Raw genomic sequence first — 21,575 nt, 5'->3', positions numbered from 1 at the left:
TGGCATTCTACGCTTCCCGCCCGGTGAGTCAAGCCTTATTTTTCAAGGCTTTTTCACCCATCGACCGGCTCGCTGCTGTGGCGGCGTTGCCCTGTCGATGGAGGCGCATTATAGGGAGCCGGCGAATTCTGGCAAGGACTAAATCGTGAAAAAGTGTCGTTTTTGGTGCGTTCGACCAAACACAAAGCAAAAACACAGATTATCACCAGAATTATCCACAGAAACGCCCCTGGGGGCCGGTTCAAAGACATATATAAAGTAAAAGCCTCGCAATGCGAGGCTTTTGTCGATGTCTTGCAAGACTCAGAACGGGATATCGTCGTCAAAGTCCATGGGCGGCTCGTTGTAAACCGGCGGGGCTGACTGAGGCTGCGCAGCCGGGCGGCTATAGCCACCCTGTTGCTGCATGCCCTGGCTCGGCGCAGGACGGCTGGCCTGCTGCATGGGTTGCTGGGGCTGACCCCAGCCTTGCTGGCCACCCCCTTGATTCATCGGCTGACCCGCCCCCTGGGGACGACCACCCAGCATCTGCATCACGCCGGTGAAACTGTCGACCAGCACTTCGGTGGTGTAGCGCTCCTGACCACTCTGATCCTGCCACTTGCGGGTCTGCAGCTTGCCTTCTACATAGACTTGCGAACCCTTGCGCAGATACTCCCCTGCGACTTCGGCCAGCTTGCCCATGAACACGACGCGGTGCCACTCGGTACGCTCTTTCTGTTCACCGGTCTGCTTGTCGCGCCAGGTTTCAGAGGTGGCCAGGGTAATGTTGGTCACCGCTCCACCGCTGGGCATGTAACGAACTTCGGGATCTTGCCCGAGGTTACCAATCAGAATCACTTTGTTGATGCCGCGACTGGCCATAATTCTCTCTCACTCTATCGCTATGCCAGGCTCGACCTGGACTCAATCTGTGGGTGGACATTCACCCAGTGCAGGGGAAACAGTCTGCCACAATCTTGGTGCTGGTGCTATTCGGCGGGGGCGAATCCCTCGAGCAGTATCCGATCGTAACGCCCATCGGCACGCAGGGAAGCCAGTGCCGTGTTAAAGCGCTCGATAAAGGCAGGAGCATCGGGATAGCTGCGTGACATGATGAGATAGAAAGAGTCTGTCTGGGGGTAGAAAGGAAGCCTCTGCAGACACTCTCTATGGCGGAACTCCTGCATACAGGCCTCGCCGATCACCCGCTCATTCATCGCAATAAGATCAGCCCGCCCGACCATCACCAACTCGAGACAGCGTTCCAGTTCGAGGGGTTGCTCCAGTCTCAGGCTATAGCGTTTAATCGCCTCTGCCGCATGAGCCGTATTCCACCCCTTGGGAATGCACAGGCGCATTCCTTTCCACTCTCCTTTAGCTGCCTTCTTGTTCTCTTTTCGGCTAAACCAGAGCAGATGATCGAAATGAATCGGTGCACTGTAGAGAAACTGCCCGGCACGCTCCGCATTCCACGCATAAGGAAAAGTGGCGGCGACAATGCCGAGACGAGCCTGCTTATAACCGCGACTCCAGGGCATGAATGCTATGTTGGGCTCTTCCCATCCGGCCTCTTCAAAGATGGCCCTCACCAGGCGGGTAGACAGCCCCCCCTGTGGGAGAGACTCCCCCGTATAGGGTGAGAAATCCCCGGCCACCAAGGTCAGGGGGGCCGCCACGCCCCACAAGGGCTGCCATAGCACCAAGAGCAACAGACAACACTTCATATGCACACTCCCACACCACCTTGAAGAAGTATAGGTCGCCCTGATAGCCCCTTGACCTTGGACTATGGTCAAAGGTCTAGACTCGTCTTCAAGCATTGGACAACAAGGAACTCGCCATGAGCCACTCCTGCTGCTCGGGTAACCCGCCCACCATCAAGGCCATCAACCCCAACAAGCCTCATCACCACGGCAATCACTGCTGTGATGCCGTCACCGCACCCCAGGCATCCCATGAGCATAGCGATGGGCATTGCGATCTCGACGCTCACGGCAACGATGACGATCCTCCTCTGAAGCCTGATGCACCGGCCGAGGGTAGCCGTCGCCACAGCTGGCAGGTGAGCGGGATGGACTGCCCCAGTTGCGCCCGAAAGATTGAAACAGCGGTTGGGCGTCTCAACGGGGTCAATCAGGCCAGGGTCTTGTTTGCAACCGAGCGTCTGGTGGTTGATGCCATCCCGGCACTCTCCCCTCTCGACATCATGGCCGCAGTCAGCGCAGCCGGCTTTACCCTGAACGAGGAGACGACCGCGACCACTCCGGCCACGACCGGCTGGTTACGCAGCAACCTTCCGCTCATCTCTCTGACCACCCTGATGGCGCTGGCTACCCTGATAGGCCAGATTGCACCGACTCAAGGCGAGTGGCTCTTCATCCTGGCGACATTATGGGGGCTGTGGCCAGTTGCCTGTAAGGCCTGGCAGCTGGCCCGTAGTGGAACCCCTTTTGCGATAGAGACCCTGATGAGTGTGGCTGCCGTTGGCGCCCTCTACCTGGGGGAAACCGCCGAAGCCGCCATGGTGCTGCTGCTCTTCATGCTCGGAGAAAAACTCGAGGCCTACGCCGCCGGGCGTGCCCGGGCCGGAGTGAGTGCCCTGATGGCCCTGGTCCCCGAGCGAGCCGTACGGGTACGCGGCGAGCTCCGCGAGGAAGTGGAAGCCGGGGAGCTGATGCCGGGCGACGTCATTGAAGTGGCGCCTGGCGCCCGTCTGCCTGCCGATGCCGAATTACTCGACGCACTGGCGGCTTTCGACGAGAGCGCCCTCACCGGTGAGTCGCTCCCGGTTGAGCGCCGCAGCGGTGAAAAGGTCGCCGCCGGTTCCCTCTGCGTAGACAGAGTGATCAGACTGCGTGTCATCTCGGAGCCGGGTCACAATGCGATCGACCGCATACTGCAACTCATCGAAGAGGCCGAGTCCCAACGCGCCCCCATCGAGCGCTTCATCGACCGCTTCAGCCGCTGGTACACGCCAGCCATGATGCTGGTCGCTCTCGCCGTCATCCTGATCCCTCCCCTGACCATGGGGGCCGATTGGCAGACCTGGATCTATCGTGGGTTGGCACTGCTGCTCATCGGCTGTCCCTGTGCCCTGGTCATCTCGACTCCGGCAGCCGTCACCTCGGCGCTGGCTGCGGCGACCCGTCAGGGAGCCCTGATAAAAGGAGGTGCAGCACTGGAACGATTGGCCAGTGTCGAACTCATCGCCTTCGACAAGACCGGCACCCTGACTCTGGGGAAGCCAGCGGTAACCGATCTGATCGCTCTGGATGACACACACCCGATCGAGCGACTGCTGGCCATGGCGGCCGCCATCGAACAGGGCTCTCACCATCCATTGGCCCAGGCCATTGTGGCTCATGCCCAAGGCCTTGGGGTCACTCCGGCCACGGCCCGTGAGATTCGCGCCCTGCCCGGCATGGGGGTTGAAGGGGAGATCGATGGTCAATCCTGGAGCCTACTGGCCCCGACCCATCAAGGTGGCCTCGCCAAAGGCACGGTGGCACAAATCCAAACCCTCGAGCAGGGTGGAAAAACCGTCATCGTACTGGCTCAGACGGGGATCCCCCGTGCCCTGCTGGCTCTGCAGGATCGCCTGCGTCCCGATGCCCGTGCCGCTCTGGTCGAGTTGCAGGCACTCGGGATCGATGGCGTCATGTTGACCGGTGACAATCCAAGAGCGGCCGCCGCCATCGCGGCAGAGCTCAACCTGGACTACCGGGCCGGCCTGCTGCCCGCCGACAAGGTCGAGGCCGTTGCCAATCTGGGGAACCAGAAGGCTGTCGCCATGGTAGGGGATGGCATCAACGATGCCCCGGCCATGAAGCGGGCCCGTATCGGTATCGCCATGGGGTCGGGCACGGATGTGGCGCTGGAGACTGCCGATGCCGCCCTGACCACCAGCCAACTGCACGGGCTGCCGGCCATGATCCGGTTATCGCGGGCTGCGCTCGCCAACATACGTCAAAACATCGCCCTGGCTCTCGGTCTCAAGGCAATCTTCCTGGTCACCAGCCTGCTCGGTCTGACCGGGCTCTGGCTGGCGGTGCTGGCCGACACTGGCGCCACCGCCCTGGTGACCGCCAATGCCCTGCGCCTGCTGCGCAAGCGTTGAGTTCCATGATGAAGAAGCCCCGCTCTGGCGGGGCTTCTTGCTATCCGGGCATCACACCGACTTGGGACGAACCCCCAGGGTATGGCAGATGGCGTAGGTGAGTTCGGAGCGGTTGAGTGTATAGAAGTGGAAGTCCTTAACCCCCTCCTGGCTCAGTACCCGCACCTGATCGATGGCGATACTGGCCCCCACCAGATTACGGGTAGCCTGGTCGTTGTCGAGCCCCTCGAAACGCTGGTGCATCCAGCGCGGGATCTTCACGTTGGTGAAACCGGCAAACTTGGTGAGGGTCTGGTAGTTGGAGACCGGCAATATGCCCGGCACTATCTCTGCGTCGATGCCGATGGCCGCACAGCGATCACGAAAACGCAGGTAGGTCTCCACGTCGAAGAAGAACTGGGTGATGGCCCGGTCGGCACCCGCATCGATCTTGCGCTTGAGATTGAGCAGATCGGACTGGGCGCTACGTGCCTCCGGGTGTACCTCGGGGTAGGCTGCGACCGAGATGTCGAAGTTGGCTTCGGCCTTGAGCAGGGCCACCAGATCGGCGGCATACATATCCGGCTTCTCCACCCCCTGGGGCAGATCGCCACGCAGGGCAACGATGTGGCGGATACCGCTGTTCCAGTAGTCGCGAGCTATGGTGCGCAACTCGTCGCGGCTCGCGTCGATACAGGTCAGGTGTGGCGCTGCGATGAGGCCGGTACGCTCCTTGATGTCCTTGATCACCTTGTGGGTGCGATCCCGGGTACCCGAGTTGGCCCCATAGGTCACAGAGACAAACTTGGGCTCAAGCACCTTGAGACGCTCGATGGATTGCCACAGGGTCTGCTCCATGCTCTCGCTGCCCGGCGGGAAGAACTCGAAGCTGACCGAAATATCACCGCTCAGATCGGCGATGCTCTGGTTGAGGGCTTCAACCTGACGTGCGCTGTGAAATCCCATCTGCTCTCTCCCTGTACGACACGACTCAAAAATGGATGTTTAGACGTCCAAACGTCTTTATATCCTGCCCGGTTTCCCGGGGATGTCAACCTGTCTGTCATCTTTTCTCACCAGATTAACCCGCAAACGAAAGAAAAATTTTGCGTTATCTGATTGAACCCCATCCCCAAGAGTTCGGAATCCAGTTATGATGTGTGCAGAACGTTATACGTTCTGAATCTGCGTGTGATTGTTTGGCCGGAGTCTCTCCGGCCCTTCTTTTATGTAGAGCCGCCACTCCCTGCCGATAACCAGATTGGTTCAAGCTTGTGAGGAGTCCCCCCATGGAGACCCACCCCGCCATCTCCACCGATCTGCTGTTTGACAGCTATCAGGGTCTCATTCAGCGTCATTCCGACTACTGGGCCATCTCGACTCCGGAGAGCCCGGACTACTACTTCGGTAACTATCTGCTGCTGCCACGCCCACCCGATGACAGGGACAAGGGATGGCTGGAGCAGACGTTCGATCGCCTCATCGGTCAGGACCCCCGCATTCGCCATCGCACCTTCCTGTGGCCACTGGACGAGGGGCTGAGTCGCTGTCCTGGTGCCTTCGTCGCCTGTGGTTACCACTATATGGAATGTCTCGCGCTCTCTCTGACCCGAGAGCGTCTGATCCCCCCCGATGGTCCCCTGCCCCTCCCGGTTCGCCCCTTTACCCCGGATGACTGGCCTGCCTGGGTCGAACTCGAGTTAAGGGAACGCAATCCGGCCCATGAGGCGGCGCACTATCATGAGTTTCTCCTCTCCCGCGTGCGTCTCTATCGGGCCATGATAGCCGATGGTCTGGGCCAGTGGTGGGGGATGTGGGACGGTGTGAGCCTGGTTGCCAGCTGTGGTCTCTTCTTCACCGAGAGCCTGGGGCGTTTTCAGTGGGTCAGAACCCGGGAGGCCTGGCGCAACCGCGGCCTGTGCCGTCATCTGCTTCATGGTGTCGCTCGCCACGGGCTGGGGAGAGTGGCGGAGCTGATCATAGTGGCAGACTGCGACTATCACGCCCAGCGTGTCTATCGCCGACTCGGCTTCGAGCCTGTCGCCCGTACCGGCAGCCTCTGCCGCTGGGAACAGGGCTGAAACGAGAGCGGGGAGGCCAAGCCTCCCCGCTCTCGGGGTTACTGCGAAGGGAGTGGCGCTGCGCTTCGCTCCAGCTCCTGGGACAACGCCTCCTCAGTCTCACCCGGCGCAACCGGTGCGGCCTCTGTGGTCGGCGCCACGGCAGCCGGCGCGGGTTCGTTTGATGCCACGGCAGGAGCAGTGACCGGCGCCACAGGGGCGCAGTCACACTCGGCTGCGGCATCACGCTTGCCCTTCGGCTTCTGCTGCGGGCCATACCAGCTGGTCAACCCTTTCTGCAGTTGCTGCGCAGCCTCACCGGGGCTCTCCTTGCCCAGCAACACGGCCTGGCTCAGCTCGGCAAGCTGATCACCCAACTTGGGCGTCCCCCGCGAAAGGATCTGGGTCGCCACCCGAATGGTGGAGTCGCACTGGTCACGCCACTCCATCATGGCCTTGGCCGCCGGGTTACTCACCTCAAAGAAGTGATTGGAGAGGGAGAAGAAGCCAGGCAGGGCGTTGGTGTAGAGCTCCGCAAACTCTGGCGTGGTGAGCCACTGCAGGAACTGCATTGCCTCTTCCTTGTTCTTGCTGGCCGCATTCATCCCCATGCCGATGTCCGTGTGATCGGTGAAGAAGCAGCTATCCCCACTCTTGGCGACCGGCGGCCGTAGCACCCCGAAGTCCACCTTGCCGGTGAAGGGCGCAATCTCCCAGGAGCCGGCCACATACATGGCGGCCTTGCCCGAGGTAAAGAGCTGGTTGCTGGTCCCATAGTCGCGGCTCTGCGCCCCCTCACCCAGATAGGGTCGCCAGCGTGCCAGCTCCTCAAACACCTGCACGAAGGGACGGGCATCCATCCGCTCACTGCCATTGATGAGAGCCAGGCGCCCATCCTCCCCCTTCCAGTAGTTGGGACCTATGTTCTGGAAACCAAGTTCGGACGCCACCCAGCTCTCGCTACCACTCATGGCGAGTGGCAGGTAGCGACCATCGGCCTTCACCTTGTCGAGGGCAGCAAAGAAGGCATCCCGGGTCTGGGGAGGCTCGATGCCGAGCTCCTTGAAGATACCCTTGTTATAGAAGAAGCCGTGAATAACCGACGCCATGGGCACGCAGAAGGTCTGGGCACCGGAATCGGTCTGCCAGGGCGATTGGGCAAAACTCGGGAAGTTTTCCATCCCGGCCATTTCGGTCACCTCGGCCAGGTGGCCGGCCTTGAACAGCGCAAGGGAATCGTCGAAGGGACGACAGGTGATGAGATCTCCTGCCTTGCCTCCCTTGAGATTGTCGAGCAGGGTCGGCATGTAATTGACGTTTTGCACCGGATGGAAACGCACCTTGATCCCGGGATGGCTCGCCTCGAAGGTGGGAATGATCTTCTGCTCCCACAGGGCCTGGTCATCGGTACGCCAGCTCTCAATCACCAACTCACTGGCTACCAGCGGGGCCGCACACAGGAGCCCAAGCAGCCCTAACCATTTATTCGACATAGGGCCTCCTAGACCTTGAAGTGAGCGATCAGTTGTTGCTGTTGCGAGGCGAGATCGGCCAGCACCTCGCTGCTGTCTGCCGATTGACGGGCCTCACGCTCGGTGTCAAACGCCACCTCTGCAATCCCCGAGATGTGGCGGGCGACCCCCTGGCTGACGGAGATCTGCTCGGTGGCGGCATGCGCCACCTGATCGGCCAGCTCCTTGATAGTACTCATGCGCCCGGCGATGGCCTGGAGCGCCTCATCGAGTTCACGGGTCTGGGCCACACAACCCCGGGTCTGATCCTGGCTGCGCCCCATCACCTCCACCACATGGCGGCTGGATGCCTGCAGGTTCTCGATCATCGCCTGGATCTCTTCGGTACTGGTTTGAGTCCTATTTGCCAGCGCACGCACCTCGTCGGCCACCACGGCAAAGCCGCGGCCCGCATCACCAGCCCGCGCCGCCTCGATGGCGGCATTCAGCGCCAGCAGATTGGTCTGCTCGGCGATAGCACGGATCACGTCGAGTATGCTGCCAATGTTGTCGCTGAACTCGCCCAGCTTGTGGGTGATGCCAACCGCCTCCTCCATGGCCTGCTCCAGGGATTCGGTGATGCGCCGGGTATCGGCCACCTTGCGTCTCCCCGCCTGGGTCTCGTCGTTGGCCAGGGCAACCTCATGCTTGGTGTTGTCTGTGGTACGAGCCACCTCGCTGGCACTCACCTCCAGCTCGGTGATGGCGGCTGCCACCTGATCGGTCTGGCTCTTCTGCTCCTGCACCCGGGCCATGGCGCGCTCGCTGATCTCGGCGGCGCGAGAGGCCTCATCCACCAGATGGCGGGAACCGGCGTTGATCTGGGAGAGCAGATCGCCGGTCTTGCTGGCCAGCATGTCGATGGAGCGGGAGAGGGCACCAAATTCGCATCCACTCTGATAGTTGATACGGCGAGTCATGTCACCGGCGGCCATGGCGTCGAGCTCGCGATTGATCATCTGCAGCGGCCGCTGGATGCTGCGCGCCGTGGTATAGCCGATCACCAGCGCAACCAGCGCCGAGACGGCGGCCACTGTGATGATCCAGAAGCTGGCACTGCTGACCGCACCGTCGGCACTGCTACGACTGCTGGAAGCCAGCTGACCGGCGCTGGCACTGAATTCGTCGAGCAGGTTCAACACCTGTGCCATGGAGGCATCGAGGCGTCCATTGAGATCGGCGAGAGAGGCGTCGAGTTGTTGCTGATTACGCATGCTGGCAAGCAGACCCTGGGGGCCGAGCGCCAGCTCCTCGAGCTTGCCGAGGTTGGCCAGATAGCGCGCCTTAACATCATCGGCGACGGCAACCCGCTCGAGACGTTTACGAGCCATCTCGATGTCGGTGGTGAGCACCTTCTCCAGCTTGGCCAGATCGGTTTGCCGGTCGGCACGCCGAATATTCTTCAGGTCCCGGGCGATCCCCGAGGTGATGAGCTCAGCCTTGTTACGCATGGAGCGCTGGCTGGAAGCCTGTTGCAACAGCAGATCGGCGGCCCACTGATAGGTATCTTCCAGACGGATGAAGCCCTTGTTGAGCTCCGCCAGACGATCCTGCGCCTCGACCGCGCGACGATGCTGCTCGAGCACCTGGCCGGCGAGGGAGAAGAACTGGTTGGCACCCTGCTCGATCTGACCGAAACGACCGCCATCATCGTGTCGTTGCAGCGCCTCGCGGCTCTTGTCGAAGCGCTGACGCTGCTCCTCATAGCGGCTGGCCAGGGCACTCAGTGCTCCCGCCTCCTCACTGGTGCGATACTCCAGCACCCAGCGGTTGGCATCCTGCAGATTGCCCTTGATGGTGGCGGCGGCCACCAGCAGGGGAGTAGAGCGCTCGGTCACGTCCGTCAGGCCCGCGTTGATACCGCGAATCTTCAGGGCACTGACGGTGCCGAGCAGGATCAGCAAGAGGAGCATCAACACGAAACCGGCAATGATCCTTTGCACAATGGAGAGACTCATGGAGCTGTCCTCAATATGGGGGGATGTGTTCAACATAGTGCTTATCGACCACCCACAGGGAAACTGGAGCCAGGAACGCTCTTATTCCATTGATGTAGAACACATTTTCGGGGTGATTAGGTAACGAAGTGTAAGAAGTTGGCTCCTGTCGAGAAAACAGGAGCCAATGAGGGCCTAGCGATGCGCTGGATAGTGTTTGGCAATCCAGGCTTCAAAATCGGCGAACATGGCCGCCTCCGACTCACTGTTATCGGCGATCGGTTCATTGCCATGGACGACCCGGATCACGGCGTTGAGGGGCGCCCCCTCCCCCGGTGCCGAACGACCTGCAGCGGCGGCCATACAGGCCTGGGCCTCCTGCCACGCCTGCGCCACCGTCTGATTGCACGCGTCGGCCAGGTAACGGGCATTGAACCCCTCTCCGGTGAGGCTCTGCAGGGTCTCGTCATGGCTCTTGCCGTTACCGGGCGCCCAGTAATGAGCGGCCAGATCCGGCCCGATCTTCGGGTTATCGGTCAGATAGCCGTCGCGACGCAGGAAGAAGGCGCGGGTCTGCTCGACCGCCATCTGCGCCAGCAGGTAGCCGTGATAGGCGCAGGCCGACTCCTGGTTAAGCAGGTGCGGGATCGCCAACAGGGGACGCGGACTCTCGACCCCCAGGATGCGCAGCTCCCACTCCCGAGCCAGGGCAATCACCCGCTCACCGGTCAGAGCCTCCTCCTCCAGACGGTAGAGATCCCACTCGAAATAGGCCACCAGGGCGATCTGACGCTCGTTGAAGGCGCGCATCGGCTGGCTGGTCTCGATGAGACGGTGGATCAAGGAATCCGGAATCGCCTCCCCGGCGGCACTGCGGGCATAACGCTTGAGCCAGTCGGCATCTCCCAGCAGGCTGTCGCAGAACATGGACTGGGTCTCGGCATAGGCCATGGAGGTGGGCGGGAACTCCTGAGAGAAGCAAGGGGAGTTGCCGGTCACGTTGGCAAAGTGCGCCGCGTGCCCGCCTTCGTGGAACAGGGTGTTGAGGCCACTCCAGCCGCTACCCACCTGATTCGGCTGGGCCAGGCTGGTGAAATTGACCGTGGCAGGAACCCAGGTATCTCCCTGCCAGTGGCTCGGAACCGGGCCGTGGCAGAAGCCATTCTCAAACTTGCCGCTGCGCTCGAGCAGATCCAGGGTCAGGGTCGCATCGCGGAACTGGATGCCGAGACGGCGGAAGCTCTCGACCCAGTCACGCAGGGCACGAGAGAAGGGCACATAGGCGTCGAGCTCCCGGATCACATCCCCTCTGGAGAAGTAACGCAGGTTATGGGGCAGCAGCGCGGCCTCCCCCTTGCTGTGCCTGAGCTCGGAAAGACTGGCAAAGCAGCGCTCGTCGGTGCGCGCGATAAAGTCGTCGAGCACGGCAAAGAGCTGCTCCGGGCTCATCTGCTCGTTCTTGTGCACCTTGTAGTCGAAGTAGTTGCGATAGCCCATGGCCCGGGCGAAGCGGTTACGCAGCCGCACTATGTCGAGAAAACCGTGGTCGACCACCCACAACTCCAGGGTGCGAAACAGGGTCAGGGCACTCTGGCGCGACGCCTCGCTTGAGCTGGTCCCAATCAGGGTGGAAGCGGTCGGCAAAGAGCCCGGCAGAGTCTCCCCCTGCTCGCCCACCAGGGTCAGAGCCAGCTCGCGGCGGGCGGCAAACAGTTGCGACTCCGCGACCACCAGCTCGTCCATCAGACGGGCGGCCTCCTCGTCCTCAATCACATTGCACTCGAAGAAGGCGAGCCAGCCCTTGAGGCCGGCCAGCAGTAGCGGGTCGTCACCCGCCTGCTCGATGGCCGCCCTCAGCTCGGGTAGCCGCACCGGGTTGGCGCAAAACCCCTTGTAGGCCTGTTCGGCCGCGGTGAAACCGGCGTGATCGTCGCTGGTGCCCATGTAGGTGGACCAGAAGAGCTCCTCCTTTCGTCTGTGCACGGCAAGGTAATCACGGTTCAACTGGTCAAAATAACTCCTGGCAGACATCAATTCCCTCTTTATATCTGTTGTTGTGAACCCTTGACCCGAGATGTGATCCTGCTCCCATCCCCGATTGGACACATGGTCGGACCATCATCAAGACTTAGACTCAATAGAGCAACAATCATCCAATAAGCTCGTCGACGGTTCTGCAGAAACCCAGTCAAGGAGGATCTATGTTAAGGCTCGGGAATATTGCCGTCAGCCACAAATTGTGGCTGATGCTGGCGCTGGCCCTGTTCGGCTTTCTGGCCATGCTGGCCATTTCGGCCAGCAGCCTGCACGACAACCTGCTGGCAGAGCGCCAGGCCCGGCTCTCCGCCGTGCTCGACCTGGCTCGAACCCGCATCGCCCACCTGGCCGCCACCCAACCCAGGGAGATCGCCCAGCGCGAGGCCAGGGCCATGATCGACAACATGCGCTTCGACGGGGATAACTACCTCTTCGTCATCGACGAGCAGCGCCATATGCTGGTCCACCCCCTCAAGCCTGAGCTGGTAGGCCAGCAGATGGGCAGCGGCAGTGCGGCCACCCAAGGTGCTCACTGGAATCAGATGGTGACCCTGGCACAGGGGGGCGGCTCCGGCACCCTGGAGTATCCCTGGCCCTCTCCCAACGGTGAATCCCTGCTCAAGATGAGCCGGGTCACCGGCTTCCCCGAATGGGGGTGGATCCTGGGATCCGGCATCCTGATCCACGACATCCAGTCCACTCTGTGGCATGAGTTCCTGCGCATGGGGGGGGCCGCACTGATCATCGCCCTCTTGATGGGATTACTCGGCCACGGCATCAGCCGCTCCATCGTCAATCCGCTGGCCGCCATCAACCAGGCCATGGCCCGGGTCGCCCGGGGTGATCTGGTGGTGACGGTACCGGTGCAGGGAAGCGACGAGCTGGGGCAACTGGCCACCTGCACCAATCAGAGCCTCTGCGCCATTCGTGGCGCCCTGCAAGAAGCCAGCCAGGGGGCCAGAGAGGTGGCGGATGCCGCCTTGCGGATCGCCTCCTCTGCCGAGCAGACCAGCCAGGCCGTCACCAACCAGCGCGATCAACTCTCGCAACTGGCCACTGCCATGAACGAGATGAGCGCCACCATCGCCGATGTGGCGGGCCATGCCGAGAACACGGCCCAGGACACCAAGGAAGCCACCGACGAGGCCGGTCTGGGTAACCGGGATGTGAGCGCCAGCGTCAGCGGCATCCAGAGCCTGGCTCGGGAGGTAGAGCAAGCCACTACCCAGGTCAACCAGCTCAAGGAGGGGGTAATGCAGATAAGCGAGGTCACCGCCGTCATCAGCGCCATCTCGGAGCAGACCAACCTGCTGGCGCTCAACGCCGCCATCGAGGCGGCCAGGGCCGGTGAGCAGGGGCGTGGCTTTGCGGTGGTGGCCGATGAGGTACGCCAGCTGGCCGGCCGCACTCGCCACTCGACCGAGGAGATACAGAGCACCATCAGCGAGTTACAACAACGGGCGCTGAGCGCCGCCCAGGCGATGGAGGCCAGTCGGACCCTGGCAGAGAGCAGCGTCACCCAGTCAGAAAAGGCAGGGGGAGATCTGGACCTCATCGTCCATCACATTCGTCATGTCAACGACATGGCGACCCAGATAGCGACGGCGGCCGAAGAGCAGAGCGCCGTGGCCGAGGAGATGAACCGCAACGTCCTCGGCATCAATGACTCGGCCCAGGAGATGGCCCAATCGGCCAGCTACCTGGCGCAAGAGAGCGAATTGCTGGCCGACCTCTCGCGTAATCTGGATCAACGCCTCTCGGACTTCCGGCTGCACGAGGATCAACCCGCCGCCCCTTCACACCACTAGGTCCAGGGGATAGAAAAAAGCCGTCACAGGGTGACGGCTTTGCTGTTTCAGGCTCCGAGTGCCAGCCCGGCTGAGAGCAGCAGGCTGTAGAGGAACGAGCCCATGGCCGTGCGCTTGAGGGCGCCGGTCAGCACCTCACCATCCCGGGTTTGAGAGAGGGTGCGCGCCGCATCGGTCAGTGGCTTGAGTGCCGGCAGGAAGATCCAGGGCCAGGCTCCGCCGCCATGGATCAACAAGAAGATCAGCGTCAGCAGCACGGCCCCTCCCAGCAGCACCCAGTGGTAGGCGATCGCCTTGTCACGGCCGAGGCGCACCGCCAGGGTAATCTTGCCGCTCGCCGCATCGCTCTCTATGTCCCGCACGTTGTTGATGTTGAGGACGGCGGTGGCGAGCAGACCGCAGGCAGCCGCCGGCAGCAGCAGCTCCCAATTCAGGCTGTGGGTAAAGAGGTAGAAGGAGCCGAGCACCCCGAGCAGACCGAAGAAGAGGAAGACGGAGATATCTCCCAACCCACGGTAGCCGTAGGGGGTCTTACCCACCGTATAGGTGATGGCGGCGATGATGGCGAAGCCACCCAACGCCACAAACAGCAGCACATCGAGCCAGTTATGGCCAAAGGCGGTGATGAGCAGCCCCAGCCCGCTCGCTACCGAGCCCAGCGCCACCAGCGCCATGGCCCGCACCATCTCGCCCCGGGTAATAAGGCCCGAGACCACGGCCCGCTGCGGACCGATTCGATCCCCGTTGTCGGCACCCGACACGGCATCCCCGTAGTCGTTCGCCAGGTTGGAGAGGATCTGCAGCAGGATGGCCGTCAACAGGGCCAGCCCCATGATGGCCCCGTCGAAACTGCCACGGCTGGCCGCCAGGCCACTGCCCAGCAGGATCGAAGAACAGGCCAGGGGAAGGGTTCGCAGACGAGCTGCCATCACCCAGGCATTGATTTTTTTACGCATATTCGATGGCCAAACGACCGGTTCTTGATCCCGTCGATGTTCAGGGAGAGACCCCTTGCCTATACTGGGCACGCTCAGGATTAGATGTCCGGACAATTTACATGGAAGAATGGGCAGTTAATATATATGAATTGTCCGCCTTTTGGCACAAAGTAGGCCCTCGAATCGCTATCCATGTTGGCACCCACTCATCTCATGCAACAGCTGGACGCCTTGCGTCATGAGGCAACCTGCGGTTTCGTGCGGTTGCGCGTGCCGGCTCGCGTAGACTCTTTTCTCGGCTGGCTCTCGTCCCAGCCCCTCTATCCCCGCATCTATTGGCACGCCCGTGGTGACGATCGCCCCGAGTATGCCACTTTGGGATGCATTAGAGAGATCCGGGATCCGGCCAGGCTGGACGCCCTCTGTCATCAGACGTCCCTCTCCGGTGCCGACTCTCCTCGTTACTTCGGTGGACTCGCCTTCGATCCCGACGGGGAGGGCTGGCCCGGCTTCGGCCCCTGCCGCCTGATCCTGCCGCGCATCGAGCTGGTACGCCGCGGGGAGGAGGTGAGCCTTTGCCTCAACCTGCTGCTCGACGAGGGGGAGCGGGAGCAGGAGATCGCCCGCGCCAAGCAGGCGCTGCAGGCACTCTGCCCGGAGCATCCCCTGACGCCGATGCAAGGCCAGGGCTACCTGCGGCACGACACCCCGGACTTTGCCACCTGGCACAACCTGGTAGAGCGGGTCACCGCCCCCGACTTTCAGGCCCACACCCCCAAGGTCGTGCTCTCCCGCGCCAGCCGGCTCGAGACCGCTCACGCCGTCGACCCCTGGCAGATGCTGGAGTCCTGGCGAGCCAGGGCACAGGGCTGCTTCCACTTCGGCTTTCAGTTTGAAAAGGAACAGGCCTTTATCTCCTGCTCACCGGAGCGCCTCTATCGCCGTGAGGGGCATCATCTCTTCACCGAGGCCCTCGCCGGCACCATACGACGCAGCGGTGACGAGGCCATCGACGCGGCTCTCGCCCACGAGCTGCTCAGTGACAACAAGAACCGGCTGGAGAACCGGCTGGTTCACGCCGATATCCTGAGCCGCCTCGCCCCCCTGGCCCAGCAGACCAGCCTCACCGAGCCGCGCATCCTCAAGCTGCGCCTGCTGCAACACCTCAAGTGCGATATCGAGGCCGAGCTGCACCCCGGGGTGGAGGATTGGCAACTGCTGGCGGCCCTGCACCCGACCCCGGCTGTGGGCGGCGCCCCCCGCGAGGCGGCCATCGACTTCATCCGCCGCCACGAGCCCTATCGCCGTGGCTGGTACGCCGGCGCCTGTGGCATGCTCAGCCGCGACACCAGCGAATTCTCGGTGGCCATCCGAAGCGCCCTGCTCGACGCCAATGCCGTCACCCTGTTTGCCGGAGCCGGTATCGTCGCCGGCTCCGAGCCCTCGGCCGAGTGGGCCGAGCTGGACAACAAGATAGACAATGTCCTCTCCCTGCTGGCGCAGGACTAACCCGGAAATCATCATGTTCGATCCCTGTCACGCCACCTTTAACCATGTCTGGGCCGCCCTGCTGCTGGAGGAGCTCTACCGCCTCGGCGTCCGTGACGTGGCCCTGGCACCGGGTTCTCGCAGCGCCCCCCTGACCATGGTGGCCGCCACCCACCCGGGGCTGCGTACCCACCTCCACTTCGACGAGCGGGGGCTGGGTTTCTTTGCCCTCGGGTTGGGCAAGGGGAGCGCACGCCCGGTTGCCATCATCACCACCTCGGGCACCGCCGTGGCCAATCTCTGGCCCGCCGTGGCCGAGGCCCAGCTGACCGGGGTGCCACTGGTGATCCTCTCGGCAGATCGGCCGGCCGAGCTCATCGACAACGGCGCCAACCAGGCGATCGATCAGCAGGGGATCTTCGCCCGCTACCCCGTCTATCAGCTCAACCTGCCGAGCCCGACGCCCACCATAGCTCCCGCCTTCGTGCTGAGTGCCGTGGATCAGGCCATCGCCATCCAGCGGCAAACTCCGGGGGTCGTGCACTTCAACTGCATGTACCCCGAGCCCCTCTATCCGGATGGCGCATATGGGAACTATGGCGACTACCTGGCCCCCCTCGGTGACTGGCTGAACGGCGATGCGCCCTGGAGCCCCTGGCAGGCCCCGCTGCACAGGGTCGATATCCAGCCTGACTGGGAACACTTCGCCGGCAAACGAGGGCTCATCATCGCCGGCCGTATCGAGGATCCTGCCGAGGCGACTGCCGTGGCCGAGCTGGCCGAGCGGCTCGGCTGGCCTCTCATCGCGGATCTTCAGAGCCAGCTGCGCTTTCACCCCCACAGCCTGCTGCACACGGATCTCGCCCTGCACGATCCTCGCTTTCGCGAGGCGCTGGGACGGGCCGAGGTGCTGCTCCAGTTTGGTGCCCGCCTCATCTCCAAGCGCCTGGGTCACTTCGTGCGCGACCAGGCCTGGCAAGATTACTGGCTAATCGATCCCAAGCCCGCTCGCCTCGACCCCGACTACCGGCTGCGTCGCCGTCTGCACTGTACCCCCTGCGCATTTGTCGCCAGCCATCCGGTGACCACCCCAGCCCGGCGCTGGGACACCCTGAGCGAGCCCCTGGCGCGCACTGCCGCCCTGATCGATGCGGCCAGCCATCGCTTCTCCGAGCTCGGGGTGTGTCATCGCCTCAATGCCATGGTCGAGGGGCAACTCTTCGTCGGCAACAGCATGCCAGCCCGTTTGATGGACATGCTGGGCACCCCGGGCCAGGGCCCAACCAGGGTGATGACCAATCGCGGAGCCTCCGGCATCGATGGCCTCATCGCTACCGCCTGCGGCTTCGCCGAGAGCTTCGATGGACCGACCACCCTGCTGATCGGGGATCTCAGCGCCTTGCACGATCTCAATAGCCTGGCCCTGCTCACCAAGCGCCCTCACCCTTTCGTGGTGATCCTGCTCAACAACGACGGGGGCAGCATCTTCAACATGCTGCCGGTCCCCACCGAGGCGGGTCTGCGCGACACTTACTATCGCCTGCCCCACGGGCTCGACTTTGCCCACGCCGCCGCCATGTTTGGCCTTGGCTATCATGCTCCCGAGACCCTGGCCAGCTTCGAGCAGTTGTATCGTGAGGCGCTGCGTGGCGGCGTCACCCTGCTGGAAATCAGGGTGCCGAGCGACGAGGTGAGCGAGGATCTCAAGACTCTGGGGAGCCGGCTGCGTGGCTGAGGTGAGCACGGTTCTGCTGCACGGCCTGCTGGGCAGCGGTGACGACTGGTCGGTCGTCACCGCCGCACTCCCCGGCCCGCTACTTCCCCTCGACCTGCCGGGGCACGGTGCCAACAGAGGGGTGCGCGTCGCCGGTTTCGCCGAGTTCGACGACTGGCTTTGCCAACAGTTACGCCAAGCCGGTGTCGAGCGCTACCGGCTGGTCGGCTACTCCCTCGGAGGACGCCTCGCCCTCTATCACGCCAGCCAGGAGCCGAGCGGGCTCGAGGCCCTCTGGCTCGAAAACTGCCATCCCGGGCTCGAGCTGGTGCGGCGCCCTGACCGCCTGGCCCGCGACGAGGCCTGGGCCAGACGCTTTGAGGAAGAATCCCTGACCCGCGTGCTGGACGACTGGTATCGCCAGGGGGTGTTCGCCGATCTGGACGAGACGGCGCGCACCGCCCAAATAGCCCGGCGCCGCCATAACGACGGCGTCGCCATCGCCGCCATGCTGCGGGCCACCTCTCTCGGCCAGCAGCCGGATCTGCGTCCCTGGCTGTCGACCACCCGTCTGCCGGTCACCTACCTCTCGGGGCGGCGGGATCACAAATTCCATACCCTGGCTTGCCAGCTGGCAGGGCCGGGCTCCACAATCGACCATCGGACTCTGGAGGGCGGGCACAACCTGCACGCCACCCTGCCCGAATCTTACGCCCGCGAGCTGGCTCGCTGGGCTTCACCACCAGAAGAGAAGAGCCATGATTGAAGGTCTGACCGAAGCGCAACTCTATGCCCCCGTCGAGTGGCAGGACTGCTCCAGCGGTTATGAGGACATCCTCTACCACAAGTCCAGCGAGGGGATCGCCAGGATCACCATCAACCGTCCCCAGGTACGCAACGCATTTCGCCCGCTGACGGTGAAGGAGATGATTCAGGCCCTGAGCGACGCACGCTACGACGACCAGGTGGGCGCCATCATCCTCACCGGCTTCGGCGACAAGGCCTTCTGTGCCGGCGGTGACCAGAAGATCCGCGGTGACTACGGTGGCTACCGTGACGATACCGGCGTGCACCACCTCAACGTGCTCGACTTCCAGCGCGACATCCGTACCTGCCCGAAACCCGTGGTGGCCATGGTCGCCGGCTACGCCGTAGGCGGCGGTCATGTGCTGCACATGATGTGCGATCTCACCATCGCCGCCGAGAACGCCATGTTTGGCCAGACCGGCCCCAAGGTGGGCTCCTTCGATGGTGGCTGGGGTGCCTCTTACATGGCACGCATCGTCGGCCAGAAGAAGGCCCGGGAGATCTGGTTCCTGTGCCGCCTCTACGACGCGGCCCAGGCTCTCGATATGGGGCTGGTCAACACGGTCGTGCCCCTGCCCGAGCTGGAGCGTGAGACGGTACGCTGGTGCCGCGAGATGCTGCAACACAGCCCCATGGCACTGCGCTGCCTGAAGGCGGCCCTCAATGCCGACTGCGACGGTCAGGCCGGCCTGCAGGAGCTGGCGGGCAACGCCACCATGATGTTCTACATGACCGACGAGGGTCAGGAGGGACGCAACGCCTTCAATGAGAAGCGCCGCCCCGATTTTTCCAAGTTCAAACGGAACCCGTGATCATGCTGGCCCTGTATCGCTACCGCCTCGCCTTTACCCAACCCCTGACGTTCCATGGCCGGGTCGAGACGGCACGTCAGGGCCTATTGGTGCGCATCGGCAATGGCTGGGGGGAGATTGCCCCCCTGCCCGGCTTCTCCCGTGAGACCCTGGATGAAGCGCAAGAGCAGGCCCTGGCCTGCCTCAAGGGAGTGGCTCGGGGTGAGATGGTGACCGCCACCCTCCCCTCGGTGCAGTTCGGTCTCGACTGTGCACGCCGCAGCTGGCCCGATGCCGGGCAACCCCTGCCCGAGCCCTATCCGCTGATCCAGGGCTCCCCCCAGGAACTGCTCAAGCATTGGAAGGAGTGGCTACACAAGACACCGGCCAAGGCCAAGCTCAAGGTGGCTCGTTACCCCATGCGCGACGAGCTGGCCCTTATCCACTTGCTGCTCGATCGCCGCCCGGATCTCAAACTGATCCTCGATGCCAACCAGGGGTGGAGCCGGGAGGAGGCCTGGGCCTTCTGCCAACATCTCGACCCCGCGCGCATCGAATATCTGGAAGACCCCTGCGGTGATTTCGACGATATCCGCTTCGTTGCCGCCCGCACCAACATGCCGATCGCCCTCGACGAGCTGCTGGCCCAGGGCAAGCCGTGGGAACCCATCCCTCAACTGCGTGCCCTGGTGCTCAAACCCACTCTGCTAGGATCCCTCTGCCGCTGCGAGGCGCTGGTCAGCCGGGCCAGTGAACTGCGTCTCAAGGTGATCGTCTCCTCCTGCTTCGAATCGGGCCTGGGCCTCGGCCAACTGGCCCGCCTCGGGCAGCAGTGGGCCCCGCAGCAGGCTCCCGGCCTCGATACCCGACGCTGGCTGGCCGAGGATCTGCTGGCCGCTGACGGCACGCCTGACCTGAGTAAGTTGATCCAGGTCTGGCAACATGACTGAGTGTTGCCCGGTACGGCGCTGGGCTCAGGAGTGCCCGGCGCAGCCGGCCATCCTCGGCCCCGAGCCTCTCGACTATCGACACCTCGATCGCCGTCTCAATGCCCTGTGTGCCCGGCTTGACGCTCAGGGCATGCATCGTGGCATGCGCCTCGCCGCACCGGTGCGAGGCAATCTGGAGGACGTTCTGCTGGCCTGGGCCTGCGTGCGTCTCGGCCTGATCTTCTGCCCTCTCAATCCCGCCTTCCCCCCACTCCGCCAGCAGGCGTTGGCCGAGCGACTGCGCGTCGACGGGGTCTGGGGAATCGACGCGATGGGCCCATGGCGTAAGCTTCGGCTCGACGTCGAAAGCGAGCGGGAGGAGAGCGGCGACTGGCCCCTTGACCCCGAGCAGCCGAACAACCTGATCCTCACCTCGGGCTCCAGCGGCGAACCCAAGGCGGTGCTGCACCGTCTCGCCAACCATCTCGCCTCGGCCCGGGGGTCGAGCCGGCTTCTCCCCCTCGATCACGACTGCGGCTGGCTGCTCTCCTTGCCTCTGTTCCACGTGGGGGGCTACGCCATCTTGTTTCGGGTCTTCCTGGCCGGCGCCACCCTGGTGCTGCACGATCGCAACCGTCCGCTCAAGACTCGCCTGGAGTGTGAGCCCATCACCCACCTCTCTCTGGTGCCGACCCAGCTATGGCGACTGCTGGCGGAGGGGTTCGATCCCGCCAAGACCCGGCTGTGCGAGCTGCTGCTGGGGGGAGCAGCCATCCCCGCGCCATTGGTGGCACGCCTCACGGCTCTGGGGCTCACCCCCAGGGTGAGTTACGGCCTCTCCGAGATGGCGAGCCAGGTCTGCACCGCGACCCCCACCCTGCCGGGTCGGGTGGGCTTCCCCCTGCCGGATCGGGAGGTCAAGATCGAGGAGGGGGAGATCTGCGTGCGCGGGGAGACCCTGTTTATGGGCTATGACACGCTCGATGGGATCGATCCTGCACGCGATGACGAAGGGTGGTTCCATACCCGTGACCGGGGCGACCTGATCGACAGCGGCGAACTGGTGGTGGAGGGGCGACTCGACAATCTCTTCATCTCGGGAGGAGAGAACATCCAGCCCGAGACCATAGAGCAGCGTCTGGTGGATCACCCTGCGGTAGCCCAGGCGCTGGTCGTGCCGGTGCCAAGCGAGGAGTGGGGGGAGCGCCCCGTCTGCTTTATCGAGTGGCGAGACGCCCCCGCCCCCCAGGCCGAACTGGAAGAGTGGATCCGCAGCCAACTGCCCGGCTTTATGGTGCCGGACCACTGGCTCCCCTGGCCTGACGGCGGAGGAGAGCTCAAGCCCAGGCGCAATGAATGGCGGCTAAACGCCCTCGACGTCCTACGACACAAACTGTCATAACATGCCCGTATAAGGGCACCCCGATCACACTGTGGGTGCCAATTTATCCCTTTTCGCTTCTCTCACTCCTCTCGA

16 protein-coding genes are annotated in these 21,575 nt (G+C 63.2%); 9 read left to right on the top strand and 7 right to left on the bottom strand.

Translation table 11 applies throughout. From position 1 onward, the window contains the following. Positions 1-303 precede the first annotated feature (303 nt). Both BN1133_RS18215 and BN1133_RS18210 read right to left on the bottom strand, forming a co-directional pair. Positions 304-864 carry a single-stranded DNA-binding protein gene (locus tag BN1133_RS18215; protein WP_050667861.1) on the bottom strand — a complete coding sequence of 187 codons (561 nt, stop codon included), beginning with the start codon at positions 862-864 and terminating at the stop codon, positions 304-306. A 107-nt stretch (positions 865-971) separates the two neighbouring features. Next, positions 972-1,706 carry a substrate-binding periplasmic protein gene (locus tag BN1133_RS18210; protein ID WP_050667860.1) on the bottom strand — a complete coding sequence of 245 codons (735 nt, stop codon included), beginning with the start codon at positions 1,704-1,706 and terminating at the stop codon, positions 972-974. Between the two features lie 116 nt (positions 1,707-1,822). On the opposite strand from BN1133_RS18210, the gene BN1133_RS18205 reads away from it, so the two are divergent. Further along, a complete protein-coding gene (locus BN1133_RS18205; protein WP_050667859.1) occupies positions 1,823-4,099 on the top strand; it encodes a zinc/cadmium/mercury/lead-transporting ATPase in 2,277 nt (758 codons plus the stop codon). Positions 4,100-4,150: 51 nt separating this feature from the next. On the opposite strand, the gene metF is transcribed toward BN1133_RS18205, so the two are convergent. Continuing rightward, the gene (metF, locus tag BN1133_RS18200) at positions 4,151-5,044 is read right to left on the bottom strand and encodes a methylenetetrahydrofolate reductase (protein WP_050667858.1); all 894 of its coding nucleotides are present in this window, start codon (positions 5,042-5,044) and stop codon (positions 4,151-4,153) included. 323 nt (positions 5,045-5,367) lie between these two features. Here metF and BN1133_RS18195 point away from each other — a divergent pair, with 323 nt between their 5' ends. Next, positions 5,368-6,159 (top strand): GNAT family N-acetyltransferase, encoded by a 792-nt coding sequence (locus BN1133_RS18195; protein WP_050667857.1) that lies wholly within the window; start codon positions 5,368-5,370, stop codon positions 6,157-6,159. A gap of 38 nt (positions 6,160-6,197) precedes the next feature. On the opposite strand, the gene BN1133_RS18190 is transcribed toward BN1133_RS18195, so the two are convergent. From BN1133_RS18190 to BN1133_RS18180, 3 genes are all read right to left on the bottom strand, one after another. Continuing rightward, positions 6,198-7,631: an ABC transporter substrate-binding protein gene (locus BN1133_RS18190; protein WP_050667856.1), complete on the bottom strand. Its 1,434-nt coding sequence runs from the start codon at positions 7,629-7,631 to the stop codon at positions 6,198-6,200. An 8-nt stretch (positions 7,632-7,639) separates the two neighbouring features. Next, a complete protein-coding gene (locus BN1133_RS18185; protein ID WP_050667855.1) occupies positions 7,640-9,607 on the bottom strand; it encodes a methyl-accepting chemotaxis protein in 1,968 nt (655 codons plus the stop codon). 174 nt (positions 9,608-9,781) lie between these two features. Continuing rightward, a complete protein-coding gene (locus tag BN1133_RS18180; protein WP_050667854.1) occupies positions 9,782-11,617 on the bottom strand; it encodes a M3 family metallopeptidase in 1,836 nt (611 codons plus the stop codon). A 170-nt stretch (positions 11,618-11,787) separates the two neighbouring features. On the opposite strand from BN1133_RS18180, the gene BN1133_RS18175 reads away from it, so the two are divergent. After that, positions 11,788-13,431 carry a methyl-accepting chemotaxis protein gene (locus BN1133_RS18175; protein WP_050667853.1) on the top strand — a complete coding sequence of 548 codons (1,644 nt, stop codon included), beginning with the start codon at positions 11,788-11,790 and terminating at the stop codon, positions 13,429-13,431. Between the two features lie 47 nt (positions 13,432-13,478). Here the strand turns inward: BN1133_RS18175 and BN1133_RS18170 are convergent, their stop codons facing one another. Next, on the bottom strand, positions 13,479-14,387 hold the full coding sequence (locus BN1133_RS18170) for a 1,4-dihydroxy-2-naphthoate polyprenyltransferase (protein WP_050667852.1): 909 nt from the start codon (positions 14,385-14,387) through the stop codon (positions 13,479-13,481). Between the two features lie 174 nt (positions 14,388-14,561). Between BN1133_RS18170 and BN1133_RS18165 the strand changes: the two genes are divergently transcribed. From BN1133_RS18165 to BN1133_RS18140, 6 genes are read left to right on the top strand one after another with little or no spacing between them, the layout of a single operon-like run. After that, the gene (locus BN1133_RS18165; RefSeq protein ID WP_050667851.1) at positions 14,562-15,878 is read left to right on the top strand and encodes an isochorismate synthase; all 1,317 of its coding nucleotides are present in this window, start codon (positions 14,562-14,564) and stop codon (positions 15,876-15,878) included. Positions 15,879-15,891: 13 nt separating this feature from the next. Next, complete coding sequence (gene menD / locus BN1133_RS18160; protein ID WP_050667850.1) at positions 15,892-17,592, top strand: 2-succinyl-5-enolpyruvyl-6-hydroxy-3-cyclohexene-1-carboxylic-acid synthase; 1,701 nt, start codon at positions 15,892-15,894, stop codon at positions 17,590-17,592. Then, on the top strand, positions 17,585-18,337 hold the full coding sequence (gene menH / locus BN1133_RS18155; RefSeq protein WP_050667849.1) for a 2-succinyl-6-hydroxy-2,4-cyclohexadiene-1-carboxylate synthase: 753 nt from the start codon (positions 17,585-17,587) through the stop codon (positions 18,335-18,337). Before menD ends, menH begins: the two co-directional genes overlap by 8 nt. Further along, positions 18,330-19,190 carry a 1,4-dihydroxy-2-naphthoyl-CoA synthase gene (gene menB, locus BN1133_RS18150; RefSeq protein ID WP_050667848.1) on the top strand — a complete coding sequence of 287 codons (861 nt, stop codon included), beginning with the start codon at positions 18,330-18,332 and terminating at the stop codon, positions 19,188-19,190. Before menH ends, menB begins: the two co-directional genes overlap by 8 nt. Then, positions 19,190-20,119 (top strand): o-succinylbenzoate synthase, encoded by a 930-nt coding sequence (gene menC / locus BN1133_RS18145; RefSeq protein WP_050667869.1) that lies wholly within the window; start codon positions 19,190-19,192, stop codon positions 20,117-20,119. The genes menB and menC overlap by 1 nt, the downstream gene beginning before the upstream one ends. After that, on the top strand, positions 20,112-21,500 hold the full coding sequence (locus BN1133_RS18140) for an AMP-binding protein (protein WP_050667847.1): 1,389 nt from the start codon (positions 20,112-20,114) through the stop codon (positions 21,498-21,500). Before menC ends, BN1133_RS18140 begins: the two co-directional genes overlap by 8 nt. The last annotated feature ends 75 nt before the right edge of the window (positions 21,501-21,575 follow it).

Source organism: Aeromonas schubertii, assembly GCF_000820105.1.
Classification (GTDB): domain Bacteria; phylum Pseudomonadota; class Gammaproteobacteria; order Enterobacterales; family Aeromonadaceae; genus Aeromonas; species Aeromonas schubertii.
This window is presented reverse-complemented; position numbering and strand designations above follow the sequence as displayed.

Bases quoted from the DNA above. Each gene is read 5' to 3' on its own strand.
- menB (WP_050667848.1), top strand. From the start codon at position 18,330: ATGATTGAAGGTCTGACCGAAGCGCAACTCTATGCCCCCGTCGAGTGG.
- BN1133_RS18185 (WP_050667855.1), bottom strand. From the start codon at position 9,607: ATGAGTCTCTCCATTGTGCAAAGGATCATTGCCGGTTTCGTGTTGATG.
- BN1133_RS18180 (WP_050667854.1), bottom strand. From the start codon at position 11,617: ATGTCTGCCAGGAGTTATTTTGACCAGTTGAACCGTGATTACCTTGCC.
- BN1133_RS18140 (WP_050667847.1), top strand. From the start codon at position 20,112: ATGACTGAGTGTTGCCCGGTACGGCGCTGGGCTCAGGAGTGCCCGGCG.
- BN1133_RS18170 (WP_050667852.1), bottom strand. From the start codon at position 14,387: ATGCGTAAAAAAATCAATGCCTGGGTGATGGCAGCTCGTCTGCGAACC.
- BN1133_RS18210 (WP_050667860.1), bottom strand. From the start codon at position 1,706: ATGAAGTGTTGTCTGTTGCTCTTGGTGCTATGGCAGCCCTTGTGGGGC.
- BN1133_RS18165 (WP_050667851.1), top strand. From the start codon at position 14,562: ATGTTGGCACCCACTCATCTCATGCAACAGCTGGACGCCTTGCGTCAT.
- BN1133_RS18175 (WP_050667853.1), top strand. From the start codon at position 11,788: ATGTTAAGGCTCGGGAATATTGCCGTCAGCCACAAATTGTGGCTGATG.
- metF (WP_050667858.1), bottom strand. From the start codon at position 5,044: ATGGGATTTCACAGCGCACGTCAGGTTGAAGCCCTCAACCAGAGCATC.
- BN1133_RS18215 (WP_050667861.1), bottom strand. From the start codon at position 864: ATGGCCAGTCGCGGCATCAACAAAGTGATTCTGATTGGTAACCTCGGG.
- BN1133_RS18190 (WP_050667856.1), bottom strand. From the start codon at position 7,631: ATGTCGAATAAATGGTTAGGGCTGCTTGGGCTCCTGTGTGCGGCCCCG.
- menD (WP_050667850.1), top strand. From the start codon at position 15,892: ATGTTCGATCCCTGTCACGCCACCTTTAACCATGTCTGGGCCGCCCTG.
- BN1133_RS18205 (WP_050667859.1), top strand. From the start codon at position 1,823: ATGAGCCACTCCTGCTGCTCGGGTAACCCGCCCACCATCAAGGCCATC.
- BN1133_RS18195 (WP_050667857.1), top strand. From the start codon at position 5,368: ATGGAGACCCACCCCGCCATCTCCACCGATCTGCTGTTTGACAGCTAT.